This window comes from Kitasatospora sp. NPDC041917 (assembly GCF_055589745.1).
The window spans coordinates 79,733-105,402 of record NZ_JBVJBI010000031.1; the positions used below are offsets into that span (position 1 = coordinate 79,733).

A 25,670-nucleotide genomic window follows, 5' to 3' on the forward strand; every position below is an offset into this window, starting at 1 on the left:
GCAACACCGGCGCCCGCGCCCCCGCCGGGCGACGTTGTCGCAGGTGGGGCCTAGGGTGCGGGGCATGAACGTTCCCGAGGTCATACCGATCCGCCACGAGCCCGGCTACCGCACGGACACCATCGGGCGGTGCGAGGGCGGCCAGTTCTACGCGACCGTCGTCGCGGCCTTCCCCGAGGACTGGAGCGGCGACGACTGGCAGGCCGTGAAGCGCTGGCACGCCGTGCTGCACCGGTTCGACGAGGCCGGCCGCCACCTGGGCTCGCGCATCGAGTCCACCGGCACGACGGCGGACGGCGAGCGGCAGGCGGTCGACGCGGCCGCGCTGCTGCTGGAGCAGTGGCTGGACGCCCTGCCGGGGCGGCACTACCAGGACATCGCCATCGCCCCCTTCGAGGTCCGCTTCGAGGGCGCCCTGTTCGGCCTGGTCCTGGAGGTGGACGAGGACGAGGAGGACGAGGAGGACCGCGTGCACCTGGAGCTCTACCCGGACGGCCTGGGCTTCTTCGCCCCGTGGGACGGCTGCTACGACACCTGAGCAGCGGCGGCCCGCGCGGCCCGTTCCTCGCTAGGCTCGGCGGTGCCGGGGTCCGCGAGGCCCCGGGGTCTCCTGCGGGAAGGCGGGTGCGCGCATGCTCGGGTACGACGCGGACGGGTTCGTGCGGGACGGGGTGCCGCACCGGGTGGTGGCCGGGGCGGTGCACTACTTCCGGGTGCACCCCGAGCTGTGGGAGGACCGGCTGCGGCGGGTGCGGGCGCTGGGTGTGAACACGGTGGACACCTACGTCCCGTGGAACTTCCACGAACTGCCCGACGGCACGGTGGACTTCACCGGCTGGCGGGACGTGGCGCGCTTCGTGCGCCTCGCCGCCGGCCTGGGGCTGGACGTGATCCTGCGCCCGGGCCCGTACATCTGTGCGGAGTGGGAGTTCGGCGGGCTGCCGGCCCGGCTGCTGGCGGTGGACGGGCTGCGGCTGCGCTGCGCGGACCCGGCGTACCTGGCCGAGGTGGACGGCTGGTTCGACGCGCTGGTGCCCGAGCTGCTGCCGCTGCTGGTGAGCCGGGGCGGGCCGGTGGTGGCGATGCAGGTCGAGAACGAGTACGGCAGCTACGGCGACGACGCCGCCTACCTCGCCCACCTGCGCGACGGCCTGGTACGGCGCGGGGTGGACTGCCTGCTGTTCACCACCGACGGCGCCCACGACACCATGCAGCAGGGCGGCACGATCCCGGGCCTTCTCGCCACCGCCACCTTCGGTTCGCGCGCCCCCGAGCGCCTCGCGGTGCTCCGCCGCCACCAGGACGAAGGCCCGCTGACCGCCATGGAGTTCTGGATCGGCTGGTTCGACCAGTGGGGCCTGCCGCACCACGTCCGCGACCCGAAGGAGACCGCCTCCTCGCTGGACGAACTGCTGGCCACCGGCGCCTCCGTCAGCCTCTACATGGCGCACGGCGGCACCAGTTTCGGCCTGTGGTCCGGCGCCAACCACTCCGGCACCCACCCGCTGGACGCCGGCTACGAGCCGACCGTCACCAGCTACGACTACGACGCGCCGATCGGCGAGGCCGGCGAGCTGACCGAGAAGTTCCACGCCCTGCGCGAGGTCATCGGCCGCCACCTGCCCCTGCCGGACGCCGAACTGCCCGACCCCCCGCCCCGGGTGGCGCCGCAGCGCCTGGAACGGGCCGACGGGCGGGCGCTCCTGGCGCAGGCCCTGGACGCGCTGTCGCAGCCGCGTCGGCACGCGGCGCCGCTGCCGATGGAGCGGCTCGGACAGGACCGCGGCCTGATCCACTACCGCACCCGCGTGCCCGGTCCCCGCCCCGAACTGCCGCTGCGCATCGACGGGTTGGCCGACCGGGCGCAGGTGTTCGCGGACGGGCGCCCGCTCGGGGTGCTGGAGCGCAACTCCCCCGGCGCGACCCTGCCGCTGGCCACCGGGCCCGACGGGGTGGTGCTGGACATCCTGGTCGAGGCGCTGGGACGGGTGAACTACGGCCCCCAGATGGACGACCGCAAGGGCATCACCCGCGGCGTCTCGCACGGCCACCAGCGGCTCTTCGACTGGCAGATCCGGCCGCTGCCGCTGACCGACCTGTCCGCACTGCGCTTCACGGACGACGTCGAGGCCCGCGACGGCGAGCTGGGCGACGGCGAACCGGCCTTCCACCGCTTCACCGCCGAACTCCCCTCCCCCGCCGACGCGTTCCTCGCCCTGCCCGACTGGGGCCGCGGACTGCTGTGGCTCAACGGCTTCCTGCTCGGCCGCCACTGCGCCGCCGGCCCCCAGCGCACCCTCTACGCCCCCGCCCCGCTGTGGCGGCCCGGCGCCAACGAACTGGTCGTCCTGGAACTCGAACGCCACGGCACGGCACTGGAGTTGCGCGACCGACCGGACCTCGGCCCGGTCACGGCGGCACCCAGCTCCGAGTACTGACCGGCCGGGTACGCCCCCCGCGTCGGGCGGAAAGGCGGATGTGTTCCGTTCCCGAACTCCCGGGAACCGGCCGGGTCGAACGGTTCCGCTTTCGGCCCCGGCAATGTACCCCGGCACGGAACCGGACCGTCCTGGCGCCGATCCGGACAATCGCGCGGTCGGCGACCCGTCATTGCCGAGCATTCCTGTGTCCTTGTCCGGCACGTGAACTGCCAGGAGTACGAGTCGCACGAAGGAGCCAGGATGTTCCGCAGGAATTCCGCTCGCACAGCGGCCCTCGCCGTGATGGCCGGCTCGATTCTGCTCGCGGTGCCCGCCACCGCCGACGCGTCCACCACCGCCTACACCCCGCAGACGGCCTGCGGGTCCAGCTACGCCACGATCGATTCCTTCAACCTGCCGGGCGGCACCTCGACGGTCTACCTGACCTACAGCAGGACGACCGGCAAGAACTGCGTCGCCACCATCAAGAACACCAAGACCGGAACCCCGACGCTGACCGGCGCCTACCTGACCTTCGGCGACGGCAGCGGAAGGCAGCAGGACCTGGGGAACTACAGCTACTACGCCACGGCCTACCTGTCCGCAGCCGGACAGTGTATTTACTACGGCGGCCGGACTACAACTCCGGTGACTGGTGGGGAAAGGGCCCGGGATGGTGCAGCTGAGCGGCCGGTGGCCCGGTAGCGGTAGCGGTCGGACGACGGAATTCCGCGCCCGCTGAGACCGATCGGTGAGTGCGTCGGCGCCTGTCGCCGCATCCCGCGATGCGGCGACGGGCGCCGGCCCCGCTCAGGACCCGATCAGGCGCAGCGAGGCCCACAGGGCCAGGACGGCGGCGGTGAGGGTGGCGGGGACGGCGAGCAGGCCCAGGCGGGTGAACTCGCGCAGCTCCACCGGTACTCCGCGGTCGCGGACGATGCCGCGCCACAGCAGGGTGGCCAGCGAGCCGGCGTAGCTGAGGTTGGGGCCGATGTTCACCCCGAGCAGGACCGCGAGGACGGCGCCGGGCCCGGCCGGGGCGGCCAGCGGCACCAGGGCGAGGGTGGCGGGCAGGTTGTTGATGACGTTGGCGAGGACGGCGGCCAGGGCGGCGGTGGCGAGCAGGGCGGGCAGGGCGGTGCCGTCGGGGACGAGGTGGGCCAGGCCGGCGGCCAGGCCGTTGTCGACGACCGCGCGCACCACGATGCCCAGGGCGAGGACGAACGCCAGGAACGGCAGGGCGGCCGAGCGCACCACCGTCGCGGGGGTGGCGTGGCCGCGGGCCAGGGCGCGCGCGGCCAGGGCGGTGGCGCCGGCGGCCGCCGCCCAGGCCGGGTCGACGTCGAGTGCGGAGGCGAGGGCGAACCCGGCGAGCGTGCAGCCGACGGTGGCCAGGGCGAACAGCGGCATGGCGGGGGCCGGTCCGGTCTCGGGCGCCGCGGTGGGGGCGGCGTCCAGGTCGGCGGCGAAGAAGCGGCGCAGCACCAGGTACTCGACGCCGACCGCCGCCAGCCACGGCAGTGTCATCAGGGCGGCGAAGCGGCCGAAGCTCAGGCCGCTGGCGGTGAGGGCGAGCAGGTTGGTCAGGTTGGAGACCGGCAGCAGCAGCGAGGCCGTGTTCGACAGGTGGGCGCAGGCGTACAGGTGCGGCCCGGGCCGGGTGCCCAGGCGGGCGGCGGTGGCGAGGACGACGGGGGTGAGGAGCACGACGGTGGCGTCCAGGCTGAGCACCGCGGTGACCAGCGAGGCGACGGTGAACACCTGGACCAGCAGTCGGCGCGGGCGGCCGGCGGCGCTGCGTGCCATCCAGGCCCCGCAGGCGCGGAACAGCCCCTCGTCGTCGCAGAGTTTGGCCAGGACCAGGATGGCGGCCAGGAAGCCGATCACCGGTCCGAGGCGGGCGGCCTCGGCCGTGGCGTGCTCCAGTGGGACGGCGCCGGTCGCCACCAGCAGGGCGGCGGCCGGCACCGCGGCGGCGGCCTCCGGCCAGCCCCAGGGGCGGGCGACGGCGCAGACCAGGACGAGTATCAGCAGGCCTGCGGACAGGGCTTCGGCGCAGGCGGTGTTCAGGGGGTGCTCCTCGGGGGGCCGGGACGGGTGTCCGTGCGGTGGGCGGTGCTCGGGCCCGGTTCGCGGCCCGGCGCAGCATGCCACACGGGTGGCCGGCGGGCGCCGGGCGGGTCGTCGCGCCCGGGTCCGTCGCGCCCGGGCGGCTCCGCGTGAGCAGGCGGCTCCGCGCCCCCGGCCCCCAACCCCCGGCCCCCGGATCAGGTCAGGTCAGGTCAGGTCAGTCCCACCAGAAGGACCACTGGTGGGCGCCGACCAGTCCCTCGGCGTACGCGGTGAGGCTGCCGGAGCCCTGGAAGACCAGGTCGGGGCAGAAGGCGGTGTGCTCGGCGGCCAGCGGGAGCGCGTCGGCGAGCGTGGCGGGCGGCACGGGGACGCTCAACTCCAGGGTGTCGAAGCCGACTTCGACGACCTGGGCGCCGAAGCGGCGTTCCCAGTCGGCGAGCACGGTGGCGATCCTGGCGATGTCGTCGTGGTTCGTGGGGCCGCTCCAGCCGCACACCGCGAGGGCCTGGGCGCCGCTGTCGGCCCGCACCAGGCCGAGGCGGGCGTCCTTGACGGACCGCAGCACCTCGGCCAGCTCCCGGGCCTCGGTGCCGGCGGCGCCGTCGGGGACGGTGGCGGCGGGGGCGGGGCCGGGCCAGGTGCGGCCGTAGGGGGCGAGGGCTTCGTCCAGGATCTCGGCGTCCTCGCTCACCTCCCCGTCCTCGTCCTCGTCGACCTGTTTCCACCAGGTGGCCAGCAGGGCGGCCGGGTCGTAGAGGCCGGGTACGGCGGCGTCGACCGGGTACAGCTCGCCGGACAGCCAGGGCCGGTAGTCGGGGCCGGCGGGGTCCAGCGGGGTGAGCAGCAGCGGCCACAGCCCGGTCTGCGGGTGGGCGCGGTGCAGCTGGCGCCAGAGCCCTGCGGGGGCGGGGGCGTCGCTGATCCACAGCAGCGGCTCGGGCCCGTCGTCCGCGGTGACCGTACGGCCGGGCGGCAGGTCGACGGACAGGTCGACGGGCAGGGCGGCGAGGGCGGCGACGAGGTCCAGGTGCTCGGTCATGCGGCTCACCGTAGGGGCGGGCACCGACAACGGGCGGGGGCGCGAGAAGTCGGCCCCGCCGACTTCCTGCGCAGCGCCCCCCAGCCGGCACCCCCGCCCACAACACCTCAGGACCAGGGCAGCCCCGCCCGCGTACGCCAGTACGCCCCGGCCGGCTCGGCCATGGCGCCGAGGGCGGCGAGGTCCTCGGGGGTCGGGCGGAGGCCGGTGGCGGCGAGGTTGGAGGCGAGCTGGTCGGGGGTGGCGGCGCCGGAGAGGACGATGTCGGCCCAGGGCTGGGCGGTGGCCGCGGCGAGGGCGAGGGCGTCGGGGGTGGCGGCGGTGCGGTCGGCGAGGGTGCGCAGCGGGGCGGTGTCGGGGCCGGTGGCGTTGCGGCCGGCGAGGCGGCCGTTGGCCATGCCCTCCTTGACGACGACGAGCCATCCGGCGGCGTGGGCTTCGGCGAGGGCGGGGGCGGCGGAGGTCTCCAGCAGGTTCCAGGTGGCCTGGACGGCGGTGAACAGCGGTCGGCCGTCCGTGGTGACGGCGAGGGCGCGGCGGATGGTGTCGGCCTGGGCGGGGCCGCTGGTGGACAGGCCCACCCGGACGCCTTCGGCGGCGAGGTCGGCGAGGCGCCGGTGCAGGGCGGGGTCGGTGAGGGCGGGGCTGTCCGGGGTGACGGAGTGGACGAGGTAGACGTCGAGGTGGTCGCCGAGCAGGGTGCGGGTCTCGTGGATCTGGCGGTCGTAGACGGCGGTGGAGTGTTCCTTGACCTCGTGCGCGGCGACTCCGTCGGTCTGCCAGTCGGCGGTGTAGGTGTAGCCCCATTTGCTGCCGACCGTCACCTCGGCCGCGGCCTCGGGGTGTTCGGCGAGCCACTGGCCGAGGAACTCCTCGGCGCGGCCGTAGGAGCGGGCGGTGTCGAGGTAGCGCACGCCGGCGGCGTACGCGGCGTCGAGCAGGGTGTGGGTGCGTTCGCGCAGGGCGTCGACGGTGCGTTCGGCGGGCAGGTCGGCGTCGCGCCCGAGGTTGATGTAGCCGGGCCGGCCGACGGCCGCCGTGCCCAGGCCGAGGCGCGCGGGGTGCGGGCGCGCGGCGGCGGGGGCGGGGATCGCGGTGGCGGCGGGGTCGGTCGGCATGGCGGGCTCTCCTCGGGCGCGACGGTTCTCACCTGGGACTTTAGCCGCGCGGTGGGGTCGGGGCGTCAGCCGGCAGCGAGGGTGCCGCTGATCCAGGGGGCGTAGGCGGGCACGTCGGTGTACAGGCCGGGGCCGCCCGCGCAGGGCACGCCGGGGGCGCCGGGGCCGGAGGTGGTGCCGACGAGTTCCCAGCGGCCGCCGCGGCCGCGCTGGATCTGGGGGCCGCCGGAGTCTCCGAAGCAGGCCATGGCCCCGGGGACCCGGCTGAGCGTGCACAGGCGGGTGGGGTCGGCCCAGCCGGGGGCGCAGTCGGTGGTGGCGCCGATGCGGGTGGGCAGTTCCTGGAGGCGGTCGGGGAAGACCATCCGCTGGTAGTCGGTGGTGTCGACGACGGTGCCGAAGCCGAGCAGCCGGGTGGGGGTGCCGGGGCTGCCGGGGTGTTCGGCGACGCGGACGGGCTGCTGGGGGGCGGGGCGGTCCAGGCGGACCAGGGCCAGGTCGTTCCGGTTGGGGCGGGTGGCGCCGTCGCCGAACTCGAAGCCGGGGTGGACGACGACGCGGTCGACCTTGCGCACGGTGCCGCCGCTGTCGCGGTGGGCGCTGCCGATGCGCACGGTGCCCTTGAGGGTGACGCCGGTGTCCTCGGTGCCGACCACGCAGTGGGCGGCGGTCAGCACCCACTGGCGGTCGATCAGGGTGGCGCCGCAGGCTCCGTCGGCCAGTTGCTCGGCGCTCAGCGGGAGGGTGGCCATGAAGGGGTAGCGCTCGGTGGAGTCGCGACCGTTGACGATGGCCGAGGCGCTCGTGCTCATGGCGGTGGCGCCGAGCGCGGCGGCCAGGGCGGTGACGGCGGCGGCCCGGGCGGCGGCCCGGGCGGCGGTGCGGGCGGCGGTGCGGGCGGTGGTGCGGACGGTGGTGCGGACGGTGGTGCGGACGGTCGTACGGACGGTCGTACGGAAGGGCACGGGTGACGGCCTTTCGGTTCGGCTGGTGCTGACCGCTCCAGCCAACCCGGCGCCGGCCCGCCGGAACACCCGGCCAGCGGGCCGCCGTGGCCTGGGGGTATCCCCCGCTCGCGCCGTCGGGCTACCAGGCGGGCCGCCCGCTCTCCCTCGGCGACACCGACGGCGCCGCGGGGGCGGTGCCGCGCTCAGGGGCGGTGCCGCGCTCGGGCCCGGTCGCGGGCCCGGACTCGGGCCAGCCCGAGGAGGAGGTGCGGACGGCCTGGACGGGCGCGGCGATCGGTGCCTCCAGCGGACGGGCGGCGCGCACCGGCGCGGCGGTCCGGGTGACGGCCGGAGTGACGGCCTGGTCCAGGCGCAGCACGAAGTTGACGTAGTCGAGCGGTTTGCCCGGCCAGTGGCAGTCGTTGCTGGTGAGCAACTGGCTGCGCAGGCCGCCGTGTTCGGTGACCGGTCCGGGGGTGGTGCGCAGGTTGGGCTGCCAGCTGCGGCCCCACAGGTGGTGTTCCAGGGACAGCGTCCAGCTCTCCTCGTCCACCTCGATGGTGGCGCCGACCCGCCCGGGCAGCACCCGCAGCCCGTACGCGCCGCGCACGACGGCCCGCTGGTCGAAGTCGGCGCTCCTGCCGACGACGGTGATCCGCCATGCTCCGTGGAACCTGAGCACGCCTGCCTCCTGACGCCGCGGCGCCCGCTCCGGCAGAGGGCGCCCCTTCCACGTCTACGGCCCCGACCCGGCCCCCGGCTCAACGGCGGGGCGGGCGGGGCCCCGGCCGGTGACGGCCGCCGCGATCCGTCGGGCGGCCTGGGCGGGGGTGAGGTGGGTGGTGTCGAGGACCTCGGCCTCGGCGTGCAGCCAGGTGCGGGCCGCCTCGGCGTAGGGTTCGAGGTGCCTGAGGCGGAAGGAGGAGGGGCCGAGGACGGTGTCCCCCTCGATCCGCCCGCGGAGGGTCTCCTGGTCGGCGTGGAGGACGAAGTGCCGTACCGGGATGGCGTGTCGGGCGAGGCCCGCACTGATCTCCCGCCAGTACCGCTCGACCAGGACGGTCATGGGCATCACCAGGGTGCCGCCGGTGTAGTCGAGTACCCGGTGGGCGGTCTCGACCACGAGTTGCCGCCACGGCGGCCAGTGCTGGAAGTTGTCCGTTCGGGGAAGCCCCGGCGTGATGTCCATGAGGGTCTCGCCGACCTTCTCGGCGTCGAACACCCGCGCATCCGGAATCAGTGGCTGCACGAGTGCGCCGGTCGTCGTCTTGCCCGCGCCGTGGGTACCGTTGAGCCATACGATCACGGCTCGATGCTAGTCCCGCGCGGAGCCGTGGGGGCGCGGGGCGCCCGCCACGCGGCGCTCGCCGCCGTTGCGCTCCTGCCAGAGGCGGTACACCTCGACGGCGTCCTCGCGCGGCTCGTGGCGCATCGGCAGCCTGCGCTCCTGCCACGGCTTGGCGAACTCGTCGTAGAAGGTGCCCAGTTCGAAGTACTTGCGGTCGTCGACGTAGTGGGGCTCGTAGGCGTCGCGGGTGGTGAGGAAGACGACCTCGTCCGGCGAGCAGTAGTAGAGCGAGCCCAGGCACATCGGGCAGGGGTGGGCGAGCACGTAGACGGTGGTGCCGGTCAGGTGCTCGGTGCCGAGCCTGGTGCAGGCCTCGCGGATGGCGAGGATCTCCGCGTGGGCGGTGGGGTCGCCGGTCTGGGCGACCCTGTTGGGGCTCTCCGCGAGGATCTCGCCGTCCTTGACGATGACGGTCGCGAACGGGCGGCCGCCCTCGGTGACGTTCTGGCGGGCGATGTCGATGGTGCGCTGGACGAAGTCCATCAGGGCCTCCGGGGCGGGAGCGGGGGAAGGGACGGGCGGTGGGGAAGGGGCGGGCCGGGCCGGGGGTCCCGGCCCGCCTCCCGATCGGCAGGGCTTGGCCGCAAGGGCCGGTCAGAAGGGCTTGGTCGGCAGGTACTTGCCGTCCAGGGTGATGATCGCGCGCTCGCCGCCCTCGGGGTCGGCGACCTTCCGCACGTCGAGCCTGAAGTTGATCGCGGAGATGATGCCGTCGCCGAACTCCTCGTGCACCAGGGCCTTGAGGGTCGTGCCGTAGACCTGGAGCATCTCGTAGAAGCGGTACATCGTCGGGTCGGTGGGGATGCGGTTGGGCATCGAGCCGCGGAGCGGGACGGTCTGCAGCAGCAGTGCCGCGTCCTCGTCCAGGCCGAGCAGTTCGGCCACGGCCTTCGCGGACTCCTCCGGCAGCGGGTGCTGGCCGAGGACGGCGGCGGTGGTGAAGGCCACCGACAGGCCGGAGGCCTCGGCGATCCGCTTCCAGGAGAGGTTCTTGCGGATCTTGGCGTCGACGGCGGCGTCGGCCAGCGCCTCGCGGGCGCTCTGGTTGAACTGGGCGTGCACCATGGCGGTTGTCCTTCTCTCTGCGGGGTCCACGTCACCCGGGGACGGGGGCAACGCGAGGGGGTACGGGGGGTGGGGCGATCAGGCGACGAGCGCGGGGGCGCCGGCGCCGAGGACCTCGACGCGGCCGGTGGGGATGTCGTAGACCCAGCCGTGCAGGGCGACCCCGCCCCCGGCGAGGGCGCGGGCGACCGCGGGGTGGGTGGCCAGGTTCGCCAGCTGGGCGAGCACGTTCTGGCGGACCAGGGCGGGGACGTCGCCGTCGGCGCAGGTGCGGGCCACGGAGGCGTCGGCGTGGCGCAGCCAGGTGGCGACCGCGGGGGCGCCGCTGAGGTCGTGGCCCTCGGCGAGGGCGGTCATCGCGCCGCAGGCGGAGTGGCCGCAGACGACGATGTCCCGCACGCCGAGTGCGGCGACGGCGTACTCGATGCTGGCCGCGACGCCGTCGGCCTCGGGTGTGTGGGCGGGCACCAGGTTGCCGGCGGTGCGGATGACGAACAGGTCGCCCGGCTCGGTGCCGGTGATCAGCTCGGGGACGACGCGGGCGTCGGAGCAGCCGATGAACAGGGTGTGCGGGGTGTGGTGCGTGGCCAGGTGGGCGAAGAGCTCCGCCTTGGCCGGGAAGACGTCCCGCTGGAAACGGGCGACGCCGTCGGTGAGGTCCTGCACTGGTCACTCCCTTCGGGTGGTGGCCGGCCCCGGTGGGCCGGTGAGATCCACCATGCATGACCTGTGCCTATAGCGTCCAAGAGCCACTGGGCATGTAAACCATTGGTCGCATCTATAGTTCTTTCCATGGCCGCCCTCGAACTGCGTCACCTGCGCTATCTGCTCGCCGTCGCCGAACACGGCAACTTCACCCGCGCCGCCGAGGAGCTGCACATCTCCCAGCCCACGCTCTCCCAGCAGATCCGGCAGCTGGAGAAGACCCTGGGCGTGCAGTTGCTGGACCGCACCGGCCGCACCGTGCGGCTCACCGACGCCGGCGCCGTCTACACCGACCACGCCCGGCGCGCGCTGCGCGACCTGGCCGCCGCCGAACGCGCCGTCCACGACGTCCAGGACCTCTCCCGCGGCCACCTGCGCCTGGGCGTCACCCCCACCTTCACCGCCTACCTGGTCGGCCCGCTCACCGCCGAGCTCCACGCCCGCCACCCCGGCGTCGGCCTCACCCTGACGGAGACCACCCAGGACCGCATCGAGGCCGCGCTGCTCGCCGACGACCTGGACCTCGGCATCGCCTTCGCCGGCACCCACCCGCCCGGCATCACCGCCACCGCGCTGTTCACCGAGACCCTCAGCCTCGTCACCGGCACCTCGCGCGCCCCGACGCTGCCCGACCCGCTACCGGTCCACGCCCTCAAGGAGGAACAACTCGCCCTGCTCAGCAGCGACTTCGCCACCCGGGCGCACATCGACGGCTACTTCGCCCGCCACCGGGCCGCCCCGCGGATCACGGTCGAGGCCAACTCCGTCCAGGCCCTCACCGAGATCGTCCGGCGCACCGACCTGGCCACCGTCCTGCCCGACGCCCTCGCCCACGACCACCCCCACCTCGCCCCCGTCCCCCTCGACCCTCCCCTGCCCACCCGCACCGTCACCCTCCTGCACCGCGAGGGCGCCTACCGCAGCGCCGCCGCCCGCGCCTTCACCCGCCTCACCCGCGACCTCGTCCACGCCCGCGGCTACCCGCCGGCCCCGTAGCCCGCACCGGGCCGCCCCCACCCCGACCGCCCCCTGACGGGCTCTCGGCGAGCGGCGGCCGGCACCGGCCCGGTCAGCGGCGGGCGGCGGACAGGGAGCGGAGCTGGACGTGGACGGCGGCGGGTTCGGTACCGGTGAGGGCGGCGATCTCGGCGGCGGACAGGTCGAGGACCAGGTGCAGCAGCAGGACGTCCTGCTGGGTGGCGGTGAGGTGGGCGACCGGGCCCAGCGGCCGGGGGCCGGCCAGGGTGCAGACCCGGCGGCGCACCGCCTGCCAGGCGCAGGCGGCGGGGCTGGCGGTGGACAGGGCGTCGAGCCAGTGGCCGCCGAGTTCCTCGAAGGCGGAGCGGACGGCCAGGGGCGCGGCGGCGGGCGGCAGGAGCAGTTCGGCGTAGTCGAGGTAGTGGCGCAGGTGGAGGTCGTGCAGCGCCCACAGGCCCAGGGCGGGCCCGGGGGCTGCCGAACGGCGTCGTGGTGTCGGCATGGTGGTTCCCGAGGTGGCGCGGGTGAGTGCTGGGGCGCGGGTGGGTGCCGGTCCGCGGCGGGCGCCGGTCCGGTCCGCGGCGGGTGCCCGGTCCGGTCCGCGGCCGGGGCGCGGGTGGCGCGTCCCGGCCGCGGAGCGGGTCACACGAGCACCGACGGGTTGTCGTCGGTGCCTTCGCGGCCCGCCGCCGCGGGGCGAGCGGGGCTTTCGTCCCGTTCAGCGGCGAGGCTGGTGCGCAGGGTCGCCCACAGGCGGAACAGGATGTCCGTCGGGGTGCCGGCGCTGGAGGACTGCATGGCCCGGACGAACTCGGCGTGGTGCGTGCGCGAGTTGACCGGGATCGGGGTGCGGGCGTTGTTGGTCCGGTCCCAGGCCGCCGCCCACAGGGCGCGGCGGGCCTCCCTGACCCCGCAGACCTCCATGTAGGCGAGGAAGACGGGTTTGCGCAGCGGGGCCTCGCCCTTGAGGACCAGGGCCAGCGTGCTGGAGGGCAGGCGTCCGCCCCGGTCGCGGGCCCGGCGGTCCAGTTCCCGCAGGGAGGGCCAGTCGGCCTTGCGGCGCATCTCGTGCATCGCCCGGCGCAGGTCCGCGAAGGAGTCGACCTGTTCGGGGTCGACCCGCCGGGGTGCCCGCAGCCGCCGGCTGCCCGAGGGGCGCGGCACGTGCGCCCAGTAGTTGGCCTGGACCCACTTGCGCCGGGCCGTCTTGAGGTCGCCGCCGCATTCACGGACGACGGCCTCGACGACCTTCCAGCTCGGTACGGAGCGCCCGCCGGCGGCCCGTTGCAGGGTGGTGGGGTGGTAGTTGGTCCGAGCGGCGAGCTGACGGTACGTCAACCCGGCCTGCTCGCGCTGCTGTCGCAACCAGACGGCCAGCCGGCCCAGTGCCGGCTCGGTCGCCTCGATCGGATTCTCTCGGCGTCCCATCTCGGGCCGGCGCTCTTCCTAGGCCCGCTCCCGTCGGATCCTTGTGGCCAACAGGCATCCGCCCGTGGCCAGTTCGAGCGCGGCCCCGGCCGACATGCCCGTCGCCACCAGGGCGGCGGCCAGCGCGACCGTCAGGACGAGCACGACGACCACCACGACCGCTTCGCCGAACGTTCCACCGGCCTTCCCGCCGACCGCGAGCGGCCGGTACGGGCGCGGGCGCGGCGGTAGCGGTTCCGCCGCCGCGCAGTGGGTAGGGGTGTGGGCGCGCTTGTTCCGCTTCCTCGTCATCGAGGAGTCCTCCATATCACTGTCCACTCCAACGGGCGGGCACTTGTGCGGTTGGCGTCGCACTGTGTGCCCGGTGGGCACACACTCTGTCAGGCGTACGGGTGAATCCCAATCGGTTCGGTGAACATCGCGAAGATTGATGCGCCACGGTCCCGGCCCCTGGCCGCAATCTCGTGAACGCCCTATCAGAAAGGCGCAGTTCAACGAAGTGAAACCGGATTTTGATGCGTCTTTGTGCAGCATGCCCTTGTGAGCCGTCCTGGCTGGATGTGACGATTTGCAGCGGCGTCACCCGGACCCGCGGGTCCGGAACCCGGGGCGCTGTGCACTCCAACAACTCGGGAACATCGGCAGCGGGCCGTGTTGGCGCATGGGTCCGCCCGAACAGCAGAGACCGCCCGGCCCTGGTGGCCCGAGCGGTCTCTCTGCGTTCCGACCCTCTGCGTTCCGGGCCCGCGTCGACGGGGCTTTCGCACGTCGCGGCGCGGGTGGGGAGGGGCCGGGCGGCTCCTCCCCACCCGCGCGCGACCCACCCGCGCGCCCGTTCAGGTCCCGTCGACGACGGACCACCGGGTGACGAAGAAGTACTGCTGGTCGATCTCGCCCTCGGCGTCCACGGTCCGGCCGGCCAGGTGGTTCATGCTGCCCGGCTCGAAGGGGTTCTCTCCGGGTACGCGCACGACGTAGTCGTGTCCGCCGCTGTGGAGGACCAGGGCGTCCCGTTCGCTCTTGGAGCCCACGTCGACGTGCTCGACGGAGAGTTGACCGCGTAGCCGGGTCACCGCTACTTGGCCTCTCCTTCTTCCACGGACACGATCTTTCCGTCCTGTTCGCGGACCACGATGAAGACATCGGTGCTGACGGGGGCGTTCGGGTCGCGTTCGGCGTGCAGCACGTGGATGCGCGGCGGCGCCTGGAGGTCCTTCGTCGTGGCGTTGTCGCCTTTCCAGACCGAGGCGAAGGACTGGATGGTGAACGACGACGGCAGTTCGTGCCGTTGGGCGATCTCGCGCAGGACCGTGTCGAGTTCGGTGCCGCGTTCGCCGGCGGAGATCGGCTGGGGCACGGAGATGCTCTGCTCCAGCACGCGGGCGGCGAGTTGGACCTCCCGGCGGCGCTCGGCCACGGCGGCGGCCGGGTCGATCTCGGCCTTCTGCGCCGGGGGCTCCACGGGTGTGACCGAAGGATCGCCGAGGAGGACGAACTCGGCGAGCGTCTTCAGGTCGTACGGTTCGAGCTGGGTCTTGTGCTTCACGTAGTCCAGCCTCGCCTTGAGCGTGGCGTAGCCGCTGGACTTGCCGTCGAGGGTCTCGCGGTACAGGTACTGGGTGAGCAGGTCGGCCCAGTTGCAGGAGTCCGCCGGCCCGTAAGCGGAGACCGTGCTGCCGAAGAAGAGGGCGGCGCCGTTGTGGAGGTAGGTGCTGCAGATGCCCATCCGCGTGGTGGTGTCCGGCGGGTAGAGCTGCGCACCGTAGCAGGCCTCCGAGGCCACGACCGTCCCGGTGGTGAGGAAGTGGTCGACGTCCTCGGCCGACAGGGCCACCGGATAGCCCGACTCGCCCTGCCCGTACCAGTGGGGGTCCCGGGAGCCGCCGTGAACGTTGGCGAAGTGACTCTTGGGCGCCAGGGCGCTCGCCTTCCACGGCGGGCCGTCCGGCGGAACGAGGTGGAGCTTCGAGGCGTCGCCGAAGACGGTCGTCAGGTTCTCCCGGGTCGACTTCTCCCAGACCGCGGCGGAGAGGGCGAAGTACGCCTTGTACGTGTCGCGCGGAGCGGAGGTGGTGGCGGCGGCGTACTCGACGAGACGCACCAGGTACTCCGGATCGTGGCCGCCCGTGACGTCCGGGAGACGGCCGACGACGCGGCTGGGACCCGTGAAGTTGACCGGGTCCTGCTTGCCTGCGTCGTAGGTGGTCTCGCACGCGTAGGGCAGGTCGCTGGGGATCGCGAGCTGGCCGCCCGCGGTGGGGTCCTTGAGGACCTGGTGCGGGATGACGTCGAGGCTGCCCAGAAGCATCAGGTAGTCCGGCTTGGCGGAGTGGAACACCGCGTCGATGGCGTCCTTGTTCTGCTTCTCGTCCTTCTCGCTGGTGACGACCGGCGCCTTGTACCGGTCCATGTCGTTCTTGTCGCTCAGGTCCACCACGGTGGTGGTGATGTCGCGGTCCTTGTCGGCCTGGACCAGTTTCGCGAGTGCGGCCTTGACCGAGGCCACGTCGGAGTCCTGGTAGCCCTTCTTCTTCAGGGCGGAGAAGTTGGTGACGACGATCTTGGTGGACGTGCCCACGTGAAACACCTTTCTGAGGGAGGGTGTCGGCTTGCGGAACCCGGCGAGGCGCATCGGCCGTCACTCGGTTGGCGTGACCCCGCGGTGACTCGCGCGGCGGGCCGTGCGCGATCGCTCGGGCGGTTGGGGACGGTGCACGCGGCCGGAGCGGTTACGCCGGAACGCAGCCCTGTCGGCGGTGGTCGCCGCGCGGGCCACGCGGAGAGGGACGCCTGTCCGCGCACACGTTCCGCGAGGCAGCGGCGAGAGGTTTGTGCACTGACTCACAGCCTGGCAAGGGGCGAACGGCGCTGCATCTCGATCTTCACCGCTTCGCGGGCCGGGGCGGACGGACCGTGATCGGGCCCTGGTGCGGGCAGGACGGCGGCGGGCGGGGCGGACTCGACCGGGCCGGCGTTCGCGGAGCCGGCCCGCCATGTCCCTCGAATGCATTCGATCGGCGGGGGGTTCGGAGTGGGAAGTCGGCCGGGCCGACTTCCCACTCCTGACGTGCGGGCCGACCACGTCATGACCCTTGTGTGCGGCGGGAGTCCGGCGCGGCGCCGGGTCATCGCCCGCCCTTGCGCCACGGCAAGCCCGCAGGCCGATGGACCAACCGATTGAGCAGAAGCCTGCGGCGCTCGCACCCACACCCGCGGCGAGGCGCGAAGCCGAGGCGATCGATGCAGGCCGCGACCATGTCGCCCAGGCCGAGCGATGTCGGCCGCGGCGACGGCTTCGCGGGTTCGGAGGTTCTTCGAAAGGGGATCACCGAGGATCCTCCTCCGGCGCATGGGGCTGCGCCGGGACTTCGTCGATCGCGACGTCCCGGCCGCGTCCGGTCACATCGGGGGTTTGTCGCAATTGCAATAATTTCCCCCCTGCTCGGGATGATTCTTGCACAGCCACTTACAGTATTCGCTGCTGCTCATCTTGACGATGGCAACGGACCCCAAGGCCGCGAGTCCGACGACGGCAATCGTCGACAATTTTGCTCTCATTGTTCAAGACCAGCCTTCCGATCCCTCAGGGACGTCGACCGTCACAATACGTACTCGACCAACTGTTTCCGCACTTCGGAATCAAGAGCGCACCGCCGCTTTCAGGATCACTCCCACCACCCCTCGCCCGCAACCCGAAAGACCAGGCCACGGCGCCCGCCTGCAGATAGTGCCAGGCGCGTCGGATCATAGTTCGCACATACATGAACACGGTTGCAGTTGCACCCCAATCAGGGACCCAACATGCTGGGCCCAAGAGGAATTCAGGAATCACACAATTTCACCGGAGGGTGTCGTGCGTCGATCCGCTCCTCGTTCCCGGCCCCTGAGGACCGCGACCTGCGTTCTGGGCCTGGCCGGAATGCTCGCCGTTCCCGTCGGAATTTCGGCTCCCGCCTCCGCCCGGACAGCCGTCACCCGGACGTTCACGGCGAACAGCACGTTCACCGTCCCCGCCGGAGTCACCAGCATCACCGCCTCGTTGGTCGCGGGCGGCGCCGGAGGCTCGGGGGGCTACGCCGGTTTCCCCTACTTCGACCTGATCGCCGCCCACGGCGGCCGGGGCGGCTCCGGTGGAGGGGGCGGCGCGCGGGTCACGTGCACGATCGCCGTCACGCCCGGCCAGGTCCTGACGGTCGGCGTCGCCGACGGGGGCGGTGGCGGAGCCGGCGGTGTCCACCACGACACGACACCCGGCCGGGAAGGCGCCGGACTCCCGGGAGAGGACGGGGGCAAATCGTCCCTCACCCCGGCGAGCGGCACGGCGATGGCCGTCGCCGAAGGAGGCCGGGGGACCCATGGCGGCAGCGGGATCGGACCGGGCCCCGACCGCTCCGTCTGCCACGGGACATCGGCCGGCTCGAACGCGGGCAGCGACGGCCACAAGGGCAGCCGGGGGTCGGCCACCGCGGGCGGGCAGGGCGGAGCGGGCGGAGCCGCGGGAATCCCGGTGCCGGCCACCTGTCCGCGCGGCACGGGTGCCGGCGGCACGGGCGACACGGGCGGCCCGCTCGCCGACAACCACTCGGCCAGGGGCCTCACCGGGGCTTCCGGCAGTCCGGGCTGTGTGACCCTCACCTACTGAGAGGTCAACTCGCCTGGTGGGGCGCCGGGTCGTGGCCGGTCAGCTCGCGGCTGGCCGCCCACAGCCGCGCGGCGGTCGCGGTGTCGGCCAGGTGGCCCCAGAGCGGCTCGGCCCTGGGCTCACCGCGCAGCCCGAACGCGCGGGGGCTCCACATCTGCCCGCCGCGCACGGCCGGGTCGAGCACGGCCCGGACGGCGGGCCACGCGGCGGCGTCCTTGCCCTGGACGACCAGCCCGAGCGGCAGGTGGCGCAGCCGCTCGCCGGTGGTGCGGACGTGGACCGGCGGGCGCGAGGGGGTGAGGGAGTCGAGCGCGCCGCCGGGGTGGACGAGCACGCTCAGCGTGGTGCTGCCGGCGGCGCGCAGACGGCGGTCGAGTTCGAGGGCGAAGAGCATCTGGGCCAGCTTGGAGCGCGCGTAGGTGCGCTTGGGCCGGTAGTCGCGCGTGCTCTGGAGGTCGTCGAGGTCCAGGCGTTCGGACTTGGCGGCGAAGCTTCCGGTGGTGACGATCCGGCTCCCGGGTGCGGCCGCGAGCAGGGGTGCCAGGTGGTGGGTCAGCGCGAAGTGCCCGAGGTGGTTGGTGGCGAACATCAGCTCGTGCCCGCCGACGGTTTCGCGGCGCGGAGGATGGTCGAGCGCCACGCCGGCGTTGTGGACGACCGCGTGGAGGCGGTCCAGGGCCAGGGCGTCCACGGACGGGCCGAGCGAGGCGAGGTCGGCGAGGTCCAGCGGCAGGTGCCGCACCCTGGCGCCGGGGACGCGCGAGGCGATGGAGGCGATGGCGGCTTCGGCCTTCGCCCGGTCGCGGCTGCCGAGGACCACCGTGGCGCCGGTGGCGGCGAGTTGCTCGGCGACGAAGTACCCGATGCCCGCGTTGCCGCCGGTGACCAGGACGTTCTTCCCCTCGGCGCGGGGCAGCCGGTGGACGTCCCACGGCGGGTTGTGGGGCAGGGAGGGCATGGCGGGCTCCTGGAACTCGGAGTGGGCTGGTGGTGGTTCCCAAGATCCCGGAGGCCACTCACATCCCACCGGCAGCCCACCGTCCGCGCTGTCGGCCGACCGGCACCGGCCGGACCCGGCGCGCGCGAGAAGTCGGCGGGGTCGACTTCCCGCGCGGGGCACAGGGCGCGTGATGGGGGCGTGCGGCGTGACGCTGCGCAAGCAAAAGATCGCTTTCCGGTACTGCCGGCCGGAATGCGGGGGTTACGGTGGCGTCCGAATACACGTGTTGGGCACGTGGCGCGAGAGCTGGGGGCAGTGGTGGCACAGCGGAAGATCAAGCGGGGACCGACGGCGAGCTCCGCGATCATGTTCGGCGAAGAGATCCGCTACGCGAGGGAGTTGGCGGGCTACACCCAGGAGGACCTGGGAAAGCTCCTGCACCTCGACCGGACGGTGATCTCGCGGACCGAGAGCGGGCGGCGGAAACCCACGATCGAGGAAGTCGAGGAGCTCGACCGGCTGCTGAACACCGGCGGGCTGCTGAAGCGGCTGTACGACCGGGTCGACTGGAGCGCGCAGATCGAGCATCCGGACTGGTTCCAGACCCATGCCGACTCGGAAGCCGAGGCGGTCGGGGCCCACGTGTTCCAGACCGACTACATGTTTGGGCTGCTTCAGTGTCGGGACTATGCCCGAGCGATGTTCGAGGCAAGCGGGACTGATGAACGCCCCGAAGTGATCGAAGAGCGAGTCGTGGCAAGGCTCGCACGGCAGAAGCGGTTCCTTGTCGAGGACGGGCCTCAGATGGTGGTCCTCCTGGACGAGAGCGCCATTCGATCGGTGGTCGGCGGACCGAAGGTGATGGTGCGGCAGATGCAGCACCGGCTCGACATCGCCCGACGCGAGAACATCGTGATTCAGGTGGTGCCGTTCACTGCTCGGGCGACGATCATCAATACCTCGATGGTCCTTCTGGAGATGCCGGATGGTCGGCACTCGGTGTACTCGGAGAGCCTTGACAGGGGCAGCCCCTGCGACGAACCGACCGTCGTCTCCGGGCACCGCCGCCGCTATGATCGCCTCCGTGGCGATGCGCTCACAGCGAGCGAATCGCTGGTGCTGATCGCCGAGGCGCTGGAAGGTTTCAAAGATGATGCGGAACAAGCTCGACGCGGCCAGCTGGCGCAAGAGCAGCTACAGCGGTACGAACGGCGGCAACTGCGTCGAAGTGGCCCCCGGATTCCCCGGCCTCGTCCCCGTACGTGACTCCAAGGACCCCCACGGCCCGGCCCTCGTCTTCCCGGCCGCCGCCTGGGACTCCTTCATCACCGCCATCCAGGGAGACGAGTTCCCGGGTTAGGCCCTGCTCCCCCGGTTCCCCTCCCCGTGCCGGCCGACCGCGCGGCGGCGGCCGGCACGCCAGAGCTCACTCGGCACGAAGCGCGCGCCCGCGGTGCGATCGGGTGGTCGAGTCCCTGCGCGGATCGACCTGTTGCCGGACAAGCCGACCCCGGGTGCGGGCCGCAACACCGGGTTGCGGCCCGCACGCCGAAAAAACCGCCTGCCGGCCCCGCTACTCGCGGGGGCGGCCCAGCAGGGCGGCCGAGGTCGGGTCGCCGACGCGGGTCGCCACCGCGCCCTTGAGCACGGTCAGTGCGGCCGGCAGCGCCGCGACCGCCGCCGCCTTGAGTGAGCTGATCGACGTGAGGTCGAACTTGTCGGCCAGCAGCAGGCCGAGGAACGCCGCGGCGTACGTGGCGACGGTGCGCTCGACCAGATCGAGGATGAACTTCCGCATGGTCAGGACTCCTTCGCGGTGGAGGCGGTGAGGTGCCGGTCTGTGCGCGACGGTCGCGCGGGCGTCGGGGTCGGCGTTCGGCAGGAATGCGGCAGGCGCCGTCGGGGAGTTGCCGCCCCTCATGTACACGTTCACGCCGTCGATTCCGACGACGGGCCCGGCGGGCGATTCCGGCGGCCCCGCGCCGTACGCCTCATCCCAGCGGGGTGCTCAGCTCCATGGCGCGCAGGGCCGCCGCCAGGGCCGGTGCGTCGCCGACGTCCAGGGCGGTGTCCGTCAGCTTGATGACGTGCTCGTCGCCGTGCGCCAGCGCCCGCTCGAAGACCTCCTCGGGGGTGAACGCGCCGGGCGGGACGTACGCGACCGGCGCGGCGGGCGCGTACATCGCCGTGACCGCCGCCGAGGCCGTCCAGGCCGCCCGCAGGCTCGCCGGCCACAGCGCCCGCGGGAGCGCGGGCAGTGTGCGCAGCACGGCGTTGGGGGCCGTGGCCGCGTGGACGAGCATCGTCTCCTCGCCGTGGCCGTGGGTGGCGTAGCGGTGGGTCGCCGCCCGCACCAGTTCGGCGAGGCGGCGGGGCACCTCCTCCGGTCGGGGCGCCTCGGCCCCGGCCCACACCGGCAGGGCGGTGACGCGGTCGAGCCTCGCCGGGAAGCCGCCGTCCTGGACGGCGACGGCCGGCACCGCGTCGAGGGCGGCGGCCGCGTCGAGAGCGGCGGGCAGGCTTGCGGGCGTCGCGACGGTCCGGTGGCGGGCGGCCCAGTAGCCGAGGCCGTGGGCGAGTTCCGCCAGGCGCGGGCCGGTGGCCTCGCCGGCCAGCAGCGTGCGCACCGCGTGCCCCACCCGGATCACCGGGTGCGTCGAGCCGCCGTACAGTCCGGGCAGCAGCCGGGGCCACCAGCGGGCCAGGACCTCGCGCCAGGGGTGCTCGGCGACCTGCCGCTCGAAGTGGCCGATCCAGTCGGCCGCACGCCTCGGATCGCCCAGCGCCGTACGCCAGTTGGCGTCCGTCACCGGCTCGACGCGGGGCGGGAAGTCCTCCAGCTTGCGCGCGTAGAGGTCGAGCCAGCGGTGCACCGACGGCGCCTGTCCGCGGGCGGTGAGGGCCTCGACGGCCATCGGCGCGTGGTTGGTGAGCCGTCCGAGCCGCTCGGGCCCGCAGGTGTGCAGTCGTTGGAGCGCTTCGTCCAGAATCCCTGTCGTGTCCACGGGTAAGGACCGTAGGCGGCGGGCCTGGGCGGCGTAACGGGCTGGAGTCCTAGGCCCGGCGCGGGGCCGCCCACCGGCCCCGCTTGGACACCTGCCGGGGGACCGTCGAGGATGGACGCGGCGGGTGTCCCCGCCGGGCGTGCGAGGAGGAGCGATGGATCCGCTGCGCGGGGCCCGGGCCCGTCGCCCGGTGACGGCCCGGTGACCGCCCCGGGGCCTGCGGGCCCGCGCCGGCTGCGGTTCGACGGCTGGATCGCCGGCATCGGCACGGCCTCCGGCACGCGCGTGGTCGTGGGGCACTGGGCGGCCTCGCCGTTCGGGCCGTTCTCCGACGTGATGGTCGAGCACGCCGACGGGACCCGGCTCCTGCTGGCGCCCACCGGGCGGACGGCGGAGTTCATCGCCGACACGTACGCCTTCGACCGGGTGCGGGTCGTACCGGTCGCGGTGCGGCGGGGCGCGACGCGCTGGCGGGTCACGGCGGGCCCGCTCGACCTGCGCTTCACCACCGGGCGGCGCGGCATCCTGGGGCTCGCGCTCAGGACGGTGCCCGGCCCGGTCGCGGCCCGCCCCGCCTGGACCGTGGTGACGGACCCGCTCGCCCGGCTGCTGCTCGGCGTGCGGACCCGGGGCACCGCGGGACGGGGTCGGCGCGAGTGGTACGGCGTCCGCGACCTCCACGCGGTCACCGCGGTGAGCGCCGTGCTCGACGGCCGGGGGCTCGGCCCGCTCGCGCCGGTCGCACCGGTGCGGTTCGGCTTCGGTTCCACCCCGCGGCGGCCCTCACTCGTCCGCGTCACGACCACCGTGGCCACGCGCTGACGCACCGTCGCACGGAGTGGCGCGGAGGCCCGGACGCGGCGGCCACCACAGGCTCTTGGCGGCCGGGAGGTTCGGCCGGGAGGTTTGGCCGGCCGGATCGGGGTGAGGCGAGGAGCGGGTCGGCAGCGGGCGGCCCGGACCGCGTCCCCTCCCCTCTGGACGGCCGTCCGGGCCCGCCGTCCGAGCCCGCTGCCGATGGCTCAGAGCCCGGCCACCGTGACGACCGCACCGGCGGCCGGGCGTCCGCCGTCCTCCTACCGGCGCCGCGGCCCGTCCGGGACCTCGGACGGAAACCCGGACGGGAGCCGGACCGGGTTCCGAACGGCCCCGCCGGGATCCCGGCCGAAATCCCGGCGGCGTCCCGGGCATGCACCCCGCGGATCGGGACAGACGAGCGAACGGCAACCGACCGACCCGTCCGGAAGGAGTCTTTCCGTGACCGACATCCAGCGCCTCCCCGGAGCCCTCGAACACCACTGGTCCTGGCAGTTGGAGGGAGCCTGCCGCACCGTCGACAGCAGTGTCTTCTTCCACCCGGGCAACGAGCGCGGCGAGGCAGCGCGAGCAGGCGGCGAAGTCGGTGTGCGCGCGCTGCCCGGTCGCCCTGGAGTGCCACCGGTACGCCCTGGCCGTGCGCGAGCCCTACGGGGTGTGGGGCGGGCTGACCGAGGAGGAGCGCCGCGTCCTGCTCTCCCGCCGGCGCACCCGGCCCGCCCCGGCGGCCGCATGACACGGACCCGCCCGATCGGCTCCGCGACCCCGCCCGACTCCGCGACCCCGCCCGACTCCGTGGACCCGCCCGGGCCGTGGCGGCTATCGTCGGCCCATGAGGGACCTGATCCGCCGGGGCTGGCCGCTGCCGCTGGCCGGCGCGGTGCTCGCGCTGCTGGTGCTCGTCCTGAGCCTGTCCGGCATGCTCGCCCAGCACCGGGCGGCGGACCGCATCGACGCCTCGCCCCTGCGCGTGGACGCCACGATCAGCGCCGAACGGCAGCGGGAGAAGAGCGGGGTGGAGTACACCGTCACGTACCGGGTCGGTGGGCGCGAGTACAGCACGGCCTCGCTCAGGGTCAGGGCCGCCGTCCCCCACCCGGCCGTCGGCGTGACCGTTCCCCTGGAGGTGGCCGCGGACCACCCGGCGACGGCCCGCGTGCTGGGCACTCACTACCCCGACGACGACCTGCCCGACACCCAGCTGCTCATCGCGACGTTCTCCGCCATGGCCCTGCCGACCTGCCTCTGATTCCTCGTCAGCCGCCTGCGGGCCCGCTCCCGCACACCGGCCCCGGTCCCGGGGAGCGCGCCCGCGCACCCGTGACCGCGCACCCGTGACCGGGCGCGCGCGGACGGGCCGCCGTACGGACCTCGCCGCGGGAGCCCCCGGCCGTGACGAACCGCGGGCCGGGCGGGGACCGGACCCCGGCGGAGGCGCCCGGCTCCGCGCCCGTGCCAACTCCGCGCGGGGAGGCCGGGCCCTACCGGGGACCGCGCGGGCTGCCGATCCGCAGCAGGTTGCCGCTGCGGTCGACCAGGGCGAACTCCCGCATCCGGTAGGCGGTGTCGACGGGCTCGGTCAAGCGGCTGCCGGTGGCCGGGTCGGTGGGCACGCCGAGCCGGGCCCAGTCGCGGTGCAGCGCGTCCGCGTCCCGGACCTGCAGGTAGCAGCCGCCGGCGGTGGACAGCGGGTCCACCCCGGGGTCGTGGCGGAAGTGCAGTTCCACCGTGCCCCGGACGAGGATCAGGTAGCCGCCCTCGCCGCTCTCACCGCCCTCGCCGCTCTCACCGCCTTCGCCGTCCCAGCGCCCGCGCGGCTCGAAGCCCAGGCGGGCGTAGAACTCCTCGGTCTCGTCCAGGTCCCGGCTCGGCAGGACCGGCACCGCGTACTCGTCCATGGCGCCACCGTAGGCCACGCCCCTGACAGTCGCGGGCTCAGACGAGGGCGGTGACGAGCAGGGTGAAGGCGGCGACGATGACGGCGACGCGGACGTAGTGGAAGCGGTCCCAGCGGTTCATCTGCTGCTTCCAGTCGGCAGGCCGGTTCTCGGGGGTCCACGTCCTGCCCCGGTTGTTGATCGGGACGAGCAGCAGGATCGACATGATCACGCTGACGATCAGCAGCGCCCCGGCGACGACGACCAGTCCGGCGCCGGGGCGGTGCCATCCGGCGACGGCCCACACCGCGCTGAGGGCGAGCGAGCCGAAGTACCAGAACGGCATCAGGGCGCCGAGCATCCGTCCTCCGTGGGCGCGGCCGAGCTGGCCGCTGTCCTCGGGGAGTGCGTCGAGGATCCGGCTGATGACGAAGGCGACGGAGAACTCCACCCCCACCATCAGGCCGACGACCACGGTGGTGAAGACCTCAAGTGCGTCGAGCATGGTGACCCCTCCGAGAATCTAGCACTGCTAGCTGATGTGGCAACGCTAGTACTGCCGCCGCTCGATTGTCTAGCAGTGCTAGAATCGACTCATGTCGGTACAGGAACGCAAGCAGCGCGAACGGGCGGACCGCGAGCGCCTCATCGTGGCCACGGCCCGCGAACTCGCCGAGCAGCAGGGCTGGGACGCGGTCACCACCCGCCGGCTCGCCGAGCGCATCGAATACAGCCAGCCCGTCCTCTACAGCCACTTCCGCGGCAAGCGCGAGATCATCGGCGCCGTCGCCCTCGACGGCGCCGCCGAGATGGCCGCGGCACTGCGGGCCGCGACCGCCGCCGCGAACGGCCCCCGCGCCCGGGTCACCGCCCTCGCCCGCACCTACCTCGACTACGCCGAACACAACCCGGCGGTCTACGACGCCATGTTCCGGCTCGACGGCGGCCTGGCGTTCGCCCGCGAGGACACCCCGGAGCCGCTGAAGGACGCCTTCGCCGCCCTGCTGGAAAGCCTCGCCGAGGTCGCCGGGGACGGCGTCCACCCGGCGCTGTTCACCGAGACCTTCTGGGCGGCCCTGCACGGGCTGGCCACCCTCACCCGGGCCGGACGGCTGCCGCCGGAGGACACCGAACGCAGGGTGGAACTGCTGGTGGAGCGGCTCGCCGTGGTCTGACACACCGTCGCGGGGGGGGGGGGGGTGGGGGGGGGGGGGGGGGGGGGGGGGGGGGACACCACCCCCCCCCCCCCCCCCCCCCCCCCCCCCCCCC

General features: G+C 73.8%; 29 protein-coding genes and 1 pseudogene. 11 read left to right on the forward strand and 19 right to left on the reverse strand.

Annotation, left to right across the window (positions count from 1 at the left end):
• Nucleotides 1-64: 64 nt before the first annotated feature.
• The 3 genes from ACZ6EM_RS29830 to ACZ6EM_RS29840 all read left to right on the forward strand — a co-directional run bounded on the left by ACZ6EM_RS29830 (nucleotide 65) and on the right by ACZ6EM_RS29840 (nucleotide 3,125).
• Nucleotides 65-538, forward strand: coding sequence for a hypothetical protein (locus tag ACZ6EM_RS29830; RefSeq protein ID WP_465773675.1), 474 nt, complete (start codon nucleotides 65-67; stop codon nucleotides 536-538).
• 94 nt (nucleotides 539-632) lie between these two features.
• The gene (locus ACZ6EM_RS29835) at nucleotides 633-2,438 is read left to right on the forward strand and encodes a glycoside hydrolase family 35 protein (RefSeq protein WP_465773676.1); all 1,806 of its coding nucleotides are present in this window, start codon (nucleotides 633-635) and stop codon (nucleotides 2,436-2,438) included.
• A gap of 243 nt (nucleotides 2,439-2,681) precedes the next feature.
• Nucleotides 2,682-3,125, forward strand: coding sequence for a spore-associated protein (locus ACZ6EM_RS29840; protein WP_465773677.1), 444 nt, complete (start codon nucleotides 2,682-2,684; stop codon nucleotides 3,123-3,125).
• A gap of 105 nt (nucleotides 3,126-3,230) precedes the next feature.
• On the opposite strand, the gene ACZ6EM_RS29845 is transcribed toward ACZ6EM_RS29840, so the two are convergent.
• The 9 genes from ACZ6EM_RS29845 to ACZ6EM_RS29885 all read right to left on the reverse strand — a co-directional run bounded on the left by ACZ6EM_RS29845 (nucleotide 3,231) and on the right by ACZ6EM_RS29885 (nucleotide 10,676).
• The gene (locus ACZ6EM_RS29845; protein ID WP_465773698.1) at nucleotides 3,231-4,490 is read right to left on the reverse strand and encodes an SLC13 family permease; all 1,260 of its coding nucleotides are present in this window, start codon (nucleotides 4,488-4,490) and stop codon (nucleotides 3,231-3,233) included.
• A 217-nt stretch (nucleotides 4,491-4,707) separates the two neighbouring features.
• Complete coding sequence (locus tag ACZ6EM_RS29850) at nucleotides 4,708-5,532, reverse strand: DUF4253 domain-containing protein (RefSeq protein ID WP_465773678.1); 825 nt, start codon at nucleotides 5,530-5,532, stop codon at nucleotides 4,708-4,710.
• 107 nt (nucleotides 5,533-5,639) lie between these two features.
• Nucleotides 5,640-6,650: an aldo/keto reductase gene (locus tag ACZ6EM_RS29855; protein ID WP_465773679.1), complete on the reverse strand. Its 1,011-nt coding sequence runs from the start codon at nucleotides 6,648-6,650 to the stop codon at nucleotides 5,640-5,642.
• A gap of 65 nt (nucleotides 6,651-6,715) precedes the next feature.
• Entirely contained in the window at nucleotides 6,716-7,615 is a 900-nt protein-coding gene (locus ACZ6EM_RS29860; RefSeq protein ID WP_465773680.1) for a S1 family peptidase, read from the reverse strand.
• Nucleotides 7,616-7,736: 121 nt separating this feature from the next.
• Complete coding sequence (locus ACZ6EM_RS29865) at nucleotides 7,737-8,279, reverse strand: hypothetical protein (protein WP_401054074.1); 543 nt, start codon at nucleotides 8,277-8,279, stop codon at nucleotides 7,737-7,739.
• A gap of 54 nt (nucleotides 8,280-8,333) precedes the next feature.
• A complete protein-coding gene (locus ACZ6EM_RS29870; protein WP_380357808.1) occupies nucleotides 8,334-8,903 on the reverse strand; it encodes an AAA family ATPase in 570 nt (189 codons plus the stop codon).
• A gap of 9 nt (nucleotides 8,904-8,912) precedes the next feature.
• Nucleotides 8,913-9,428 carry a nucleoside deaminase gene (locus ACZ6EM_RS29875; protein WP_401054072.1) on the reverse strand — a complete coding sequence of 172 codons (516 nt, stop codon included), beginning with the start codon at nucleotides 9,426-9,428 and terminating at the stop codon, nucleotides 8,913-8,915.
• A 111-nt stretch (nucleotides 9,429-9,539) separates the two neighbouring features.
• Nucleotides 9,540-10,010, reverse strand: a complete 471-nt coding sequence (cynS, locus tag ACZ6EM_RS29880) for a cyanase (protein ID WP_452190468.1) — start codon at nucleotides 10,008-10,010, stop codon at nucleotides 9,540-9,542.
• A gap of 78 nt (nucleotides 10,011-10,088) precedes the next feature.
• Nucleotides 10,089-10,676 carry a carbonic anhydrase gene (locus ACZ6EM_RS29885; RefSeq protein ID WP_465773681.1) on the reverse strand — a complete coding sequence of 196 codons (588 nt, stop codon included), beginning with the start codon at nucleotides 10,674-10,676 and terminating at the stop codon, nucleotides 10,089-10,091.
• Between the two features lie 126 nt (nucleotides 10,677-10,802).
• Here ACZ6EM_RS29885 and cynR point away from each other — a divergent pair, with 126 nt between their 5' ends.
• Entirely contained in the window at nucleotides 10,803-11,711 is a 909-nt protein-coding gene (gene cynR, locus ACZ6EM_RS29890) for a transcriptional regulator CynR (protein WP_465773682.1), read from the forward strand.
• A 73-nt stretch (nucleotides 11,712-11,784) separates the two neighbouring features.
• Here the strand turns inward: cynR and ACZ6EM_RS29895 are convergent, their stop codons facing one another.
• From ACZ6EM_RS29895 to ACZ6EM_RS29915, 5 genes are all read right to left on the reverse strand, one after another.
• A complete protein-coding gene (locus tag ACZ6EM_RS29895; protein ID WP_465773683.1) occupies nucleotides 11,785-12,195 on the reverse strand; it encodes a sigma factor-like helix-turn-helix DNA-binding protein in 411 nt (136 codons plus the stop codon).
• Between the two features lie 140 nt (nucleotides 12,196-12,335).
• Nucleotides 12,336-13,121 (reverse strand): helix-turn-helix domain-containing protein, encoded by a 786-nt coding sequence (locus tag ACZ6EM_RS29900; RefSeq protein WP_465773684.1) that lies wholly within the window; start codon nucleotides 13,119-13,121, stop codon nucleotides 12,336-12,338.
• 18 nt (nucleotides 13,122-13,139) lie between these two features.
• A complete protein-coding gene (locus tag ACZ6EM_RS29905) occupies nucleotides 13,140-13,412 on the reverse strand; it encodes a hypothetical protein (protein ID WP_465773685.1) in 273 nt (90 codons plus the stop codon).
• A 545-nt stretch (nucleotides 13,413-13,957) separates the two neighbouring features.
• Nucleotides 13,958-14,194 (reverse strand): hypothetical protein, encoded by a 237-nt coding sequence (locus tag ACZ6EM_RS29910; RefSeq protein ID WP_465773686.1) that lies wholly within the window; start codon nucleotides 14,192-14,194, stop codon nucleotides 13,958-13,960.
• Between the two features lie 2 nt (nucleotides 14,195-14,196).
• Nucleotides 14,197-15,699 carry a C25 family cysteine peptidase gene (locus ACZ6EM_RS29915; RefSeq protein WP_465773687.1) on the reverse strand — a complete coding sequence of 501 codons (1,503 nt, stop codon included), beginning with the start codon at nucleotides 15,697-15,699 and terminating at the stop codon, nucleotides 14,197-14,199.
• Between the two features lie 1,341 nt (nucleotides 15,700-17,040).
• Here ACZ6EM_RS29915 and ACZ6EM_RS29920 point away from each other — a divergent pair.
• The gene (locus tag ACZ6EM_RS29920; protein ID WP_465773688.1) at nucleotides 17,041-17,763 is read left to right on the forward strand and encodes a hypothetical protein; all 723 of its coding nucleotides are present in this window, start codon (nucleotides 17,041-17,043) and stop codon (nucleotides 17,761-17,763) included.
• 4 nt (nucleotides 17,764-17,767) lie between these two features.
• On the opposite strand, the gene ACZ6EM_RS29925 is transcribed toward ACZ6EM_RS29920, so the two are convergent.
• Complete coding sequence (locus ACZ6EM_RS29925) at nucleotides 17,768-18,721, reverse strand: SDR family NAD(P)-dependent oxidoreductase (protein WP_465773689.1); 954 nt, start codon at nucleotides 18,719-18,721, stop codon at nucleotides 17,768-17,770.
• A gap of 276 nt (nucleotides 18,722-18,997) precedes the next feature.
• On the opposite strand from ACZ6EM_RS29925, the gene ACZ6EM_RS29930 reads away from it, so the two are divergent.
• Nucleotides 18,998-19,969 carry a helix-turn-helix domain-containing protein gene (locus ACZ6EM_RS29930; protein WP_465773690.1) on the forward strand — a complete coding sequence of 324 codons (972 nt, stop codon included), beginning with the start codon at nucleotides 18,998-19,000 and terminating at the stop codon, nucleotides 19,967-19,969.
• Nucleotides 19,932-20,063: a DUF397 domain-containing protein gene (locus ACZ6EM_RS29935; RefSeq protein ID WP_465773691.1), complete on the forward strand. Its 132-nt coding sequence runs from the start codon at nucleotides 19,932-19,934 to the stop codon at nucleotides 20,061-20,063. The genes ACZ6EM_RS29930 and ACZ6EM_RS29935 overlap by 38 nt, the downstream gene beginning before the upstream one ends.
• A 213-nt stretch (nucleotides 20,064-20,276) precedes the next feature.
• On the opposite strand, the gene ACZ6EM_RS29940 is transcribed toward ACZ6EM_RS29935, so the two are convergent.
• Nucleotides 20,277-20,501: a holin gene (locus tag ACZ6EM_RS29940; protein WP_452179415.1), complete on the reverse strand. Its 225-nt coding sequence runs from the start codon at nucleotides 20,499-20,501 to the stop codon at nucleotides 20,277-20,279.
• Between the two features lie 193 nt (nucleotides 20,502-20,694).
• Entirely contained in the window at nucleotides 20,695-21,708 is a 1,014-nt protein-coding gene (locus tag ACZ6EM_RS29945; protein ID WP_465773692.1) for a questin oxidase family protein, read from the reverse strand.
• A gap of 201 nt (nucleotides 21,709-21,909) precedes the next feature.
• Here ACZ6EM_RS29945 and ACZ6EM_RS29950 point away from each other — a divergent pair, with 201 nt between their 5' ends.
• From ACZ6EM_RS29950 to ACZ6EM_RS29960, 3 genes and pseudogenes are all read left to right on the forward strand, one after another.
• The gene (locus ACZ6EM_RS29950; protein WP_401045064.1) at nucleotides 21,910-22,530 is read left to right on the forward strand and encodes a hypothetical protein; all 621 of its coding nucleotides are present in this window, start codon (nucleotides 21,910-21,912) and stop codon (nucleotides 22,528-22,530) included.
• A 435-nt stretch (nucleotides 22,531-22,965) separates the two neighbouring features.
• Nucleotides 22,966-23,260 (forward strand): annotated as a pseudogene (locus ACZ6EM_RS29955) (WhiB family transcriptional regulator).
• Nucleotides 23,261-23,356: 96 nt separating this feature from the next.
• Entirely contained in the window at nucleotides 23,357-23,773 is a 417-nt protein-coding gene (locus tag ACZ6EM_RS29960; protein ID WP_465773693.1) for a hypothetical protein, read from the forward strand.
• Between the two features lie 232 nt (nucleotides 23,774-24,005).
• On the opposite strand, the gene ACZ6EM_RS29965 is transcribed toward ACZ6EM_RS29960, so the two are convergent.
• Nucleotides 24,006-24,422, reverse strand: a complete 417-nt coding sequence (locus ACZ6EM_RS29965) for a bleomycin resistance protein (RefSeq protein WP_465773694.1) — start codon at nucleotides 24,420-24,422, stop codon at nucleotides 24,006-24,008.
• Between the two features lie 37 nt (nucleotides 24,423-24,459).
• Nucleotides 24,460-24,906: an anthrone oxygenase family protein gene (locus ACZ6EM_RS29970; RefSeq protein ID WP_401045059.1), complete on the reverse strand. Its 447-nt coding sequence runs from the start codon at nucleotides 24,904-24,906 to the stop codon at nucleotides 24,460-24,462.
• Between the two features lie 91 nt (nucleotides 24,907-24,997).
• Here ACZ6EM_RS29970 and ACZ6EM_RS29975 point away from each other — a divergent pair, with 91 nt between their 5' ends.
• Nucleotides 24,998-25,576, forward strand: a complete 579-nt coding sequence (locus tag ACZ6EM_RS29975; protein WP_452179419.1) for a TetR/AcrR family transcriptional regulator — start codon at nucleotides 24,998-25,000, stop codon at nucleotides 25,574-25,576.
• Nucleotides 25,577-25,670 lie beyond the last annotated feature (94 nt).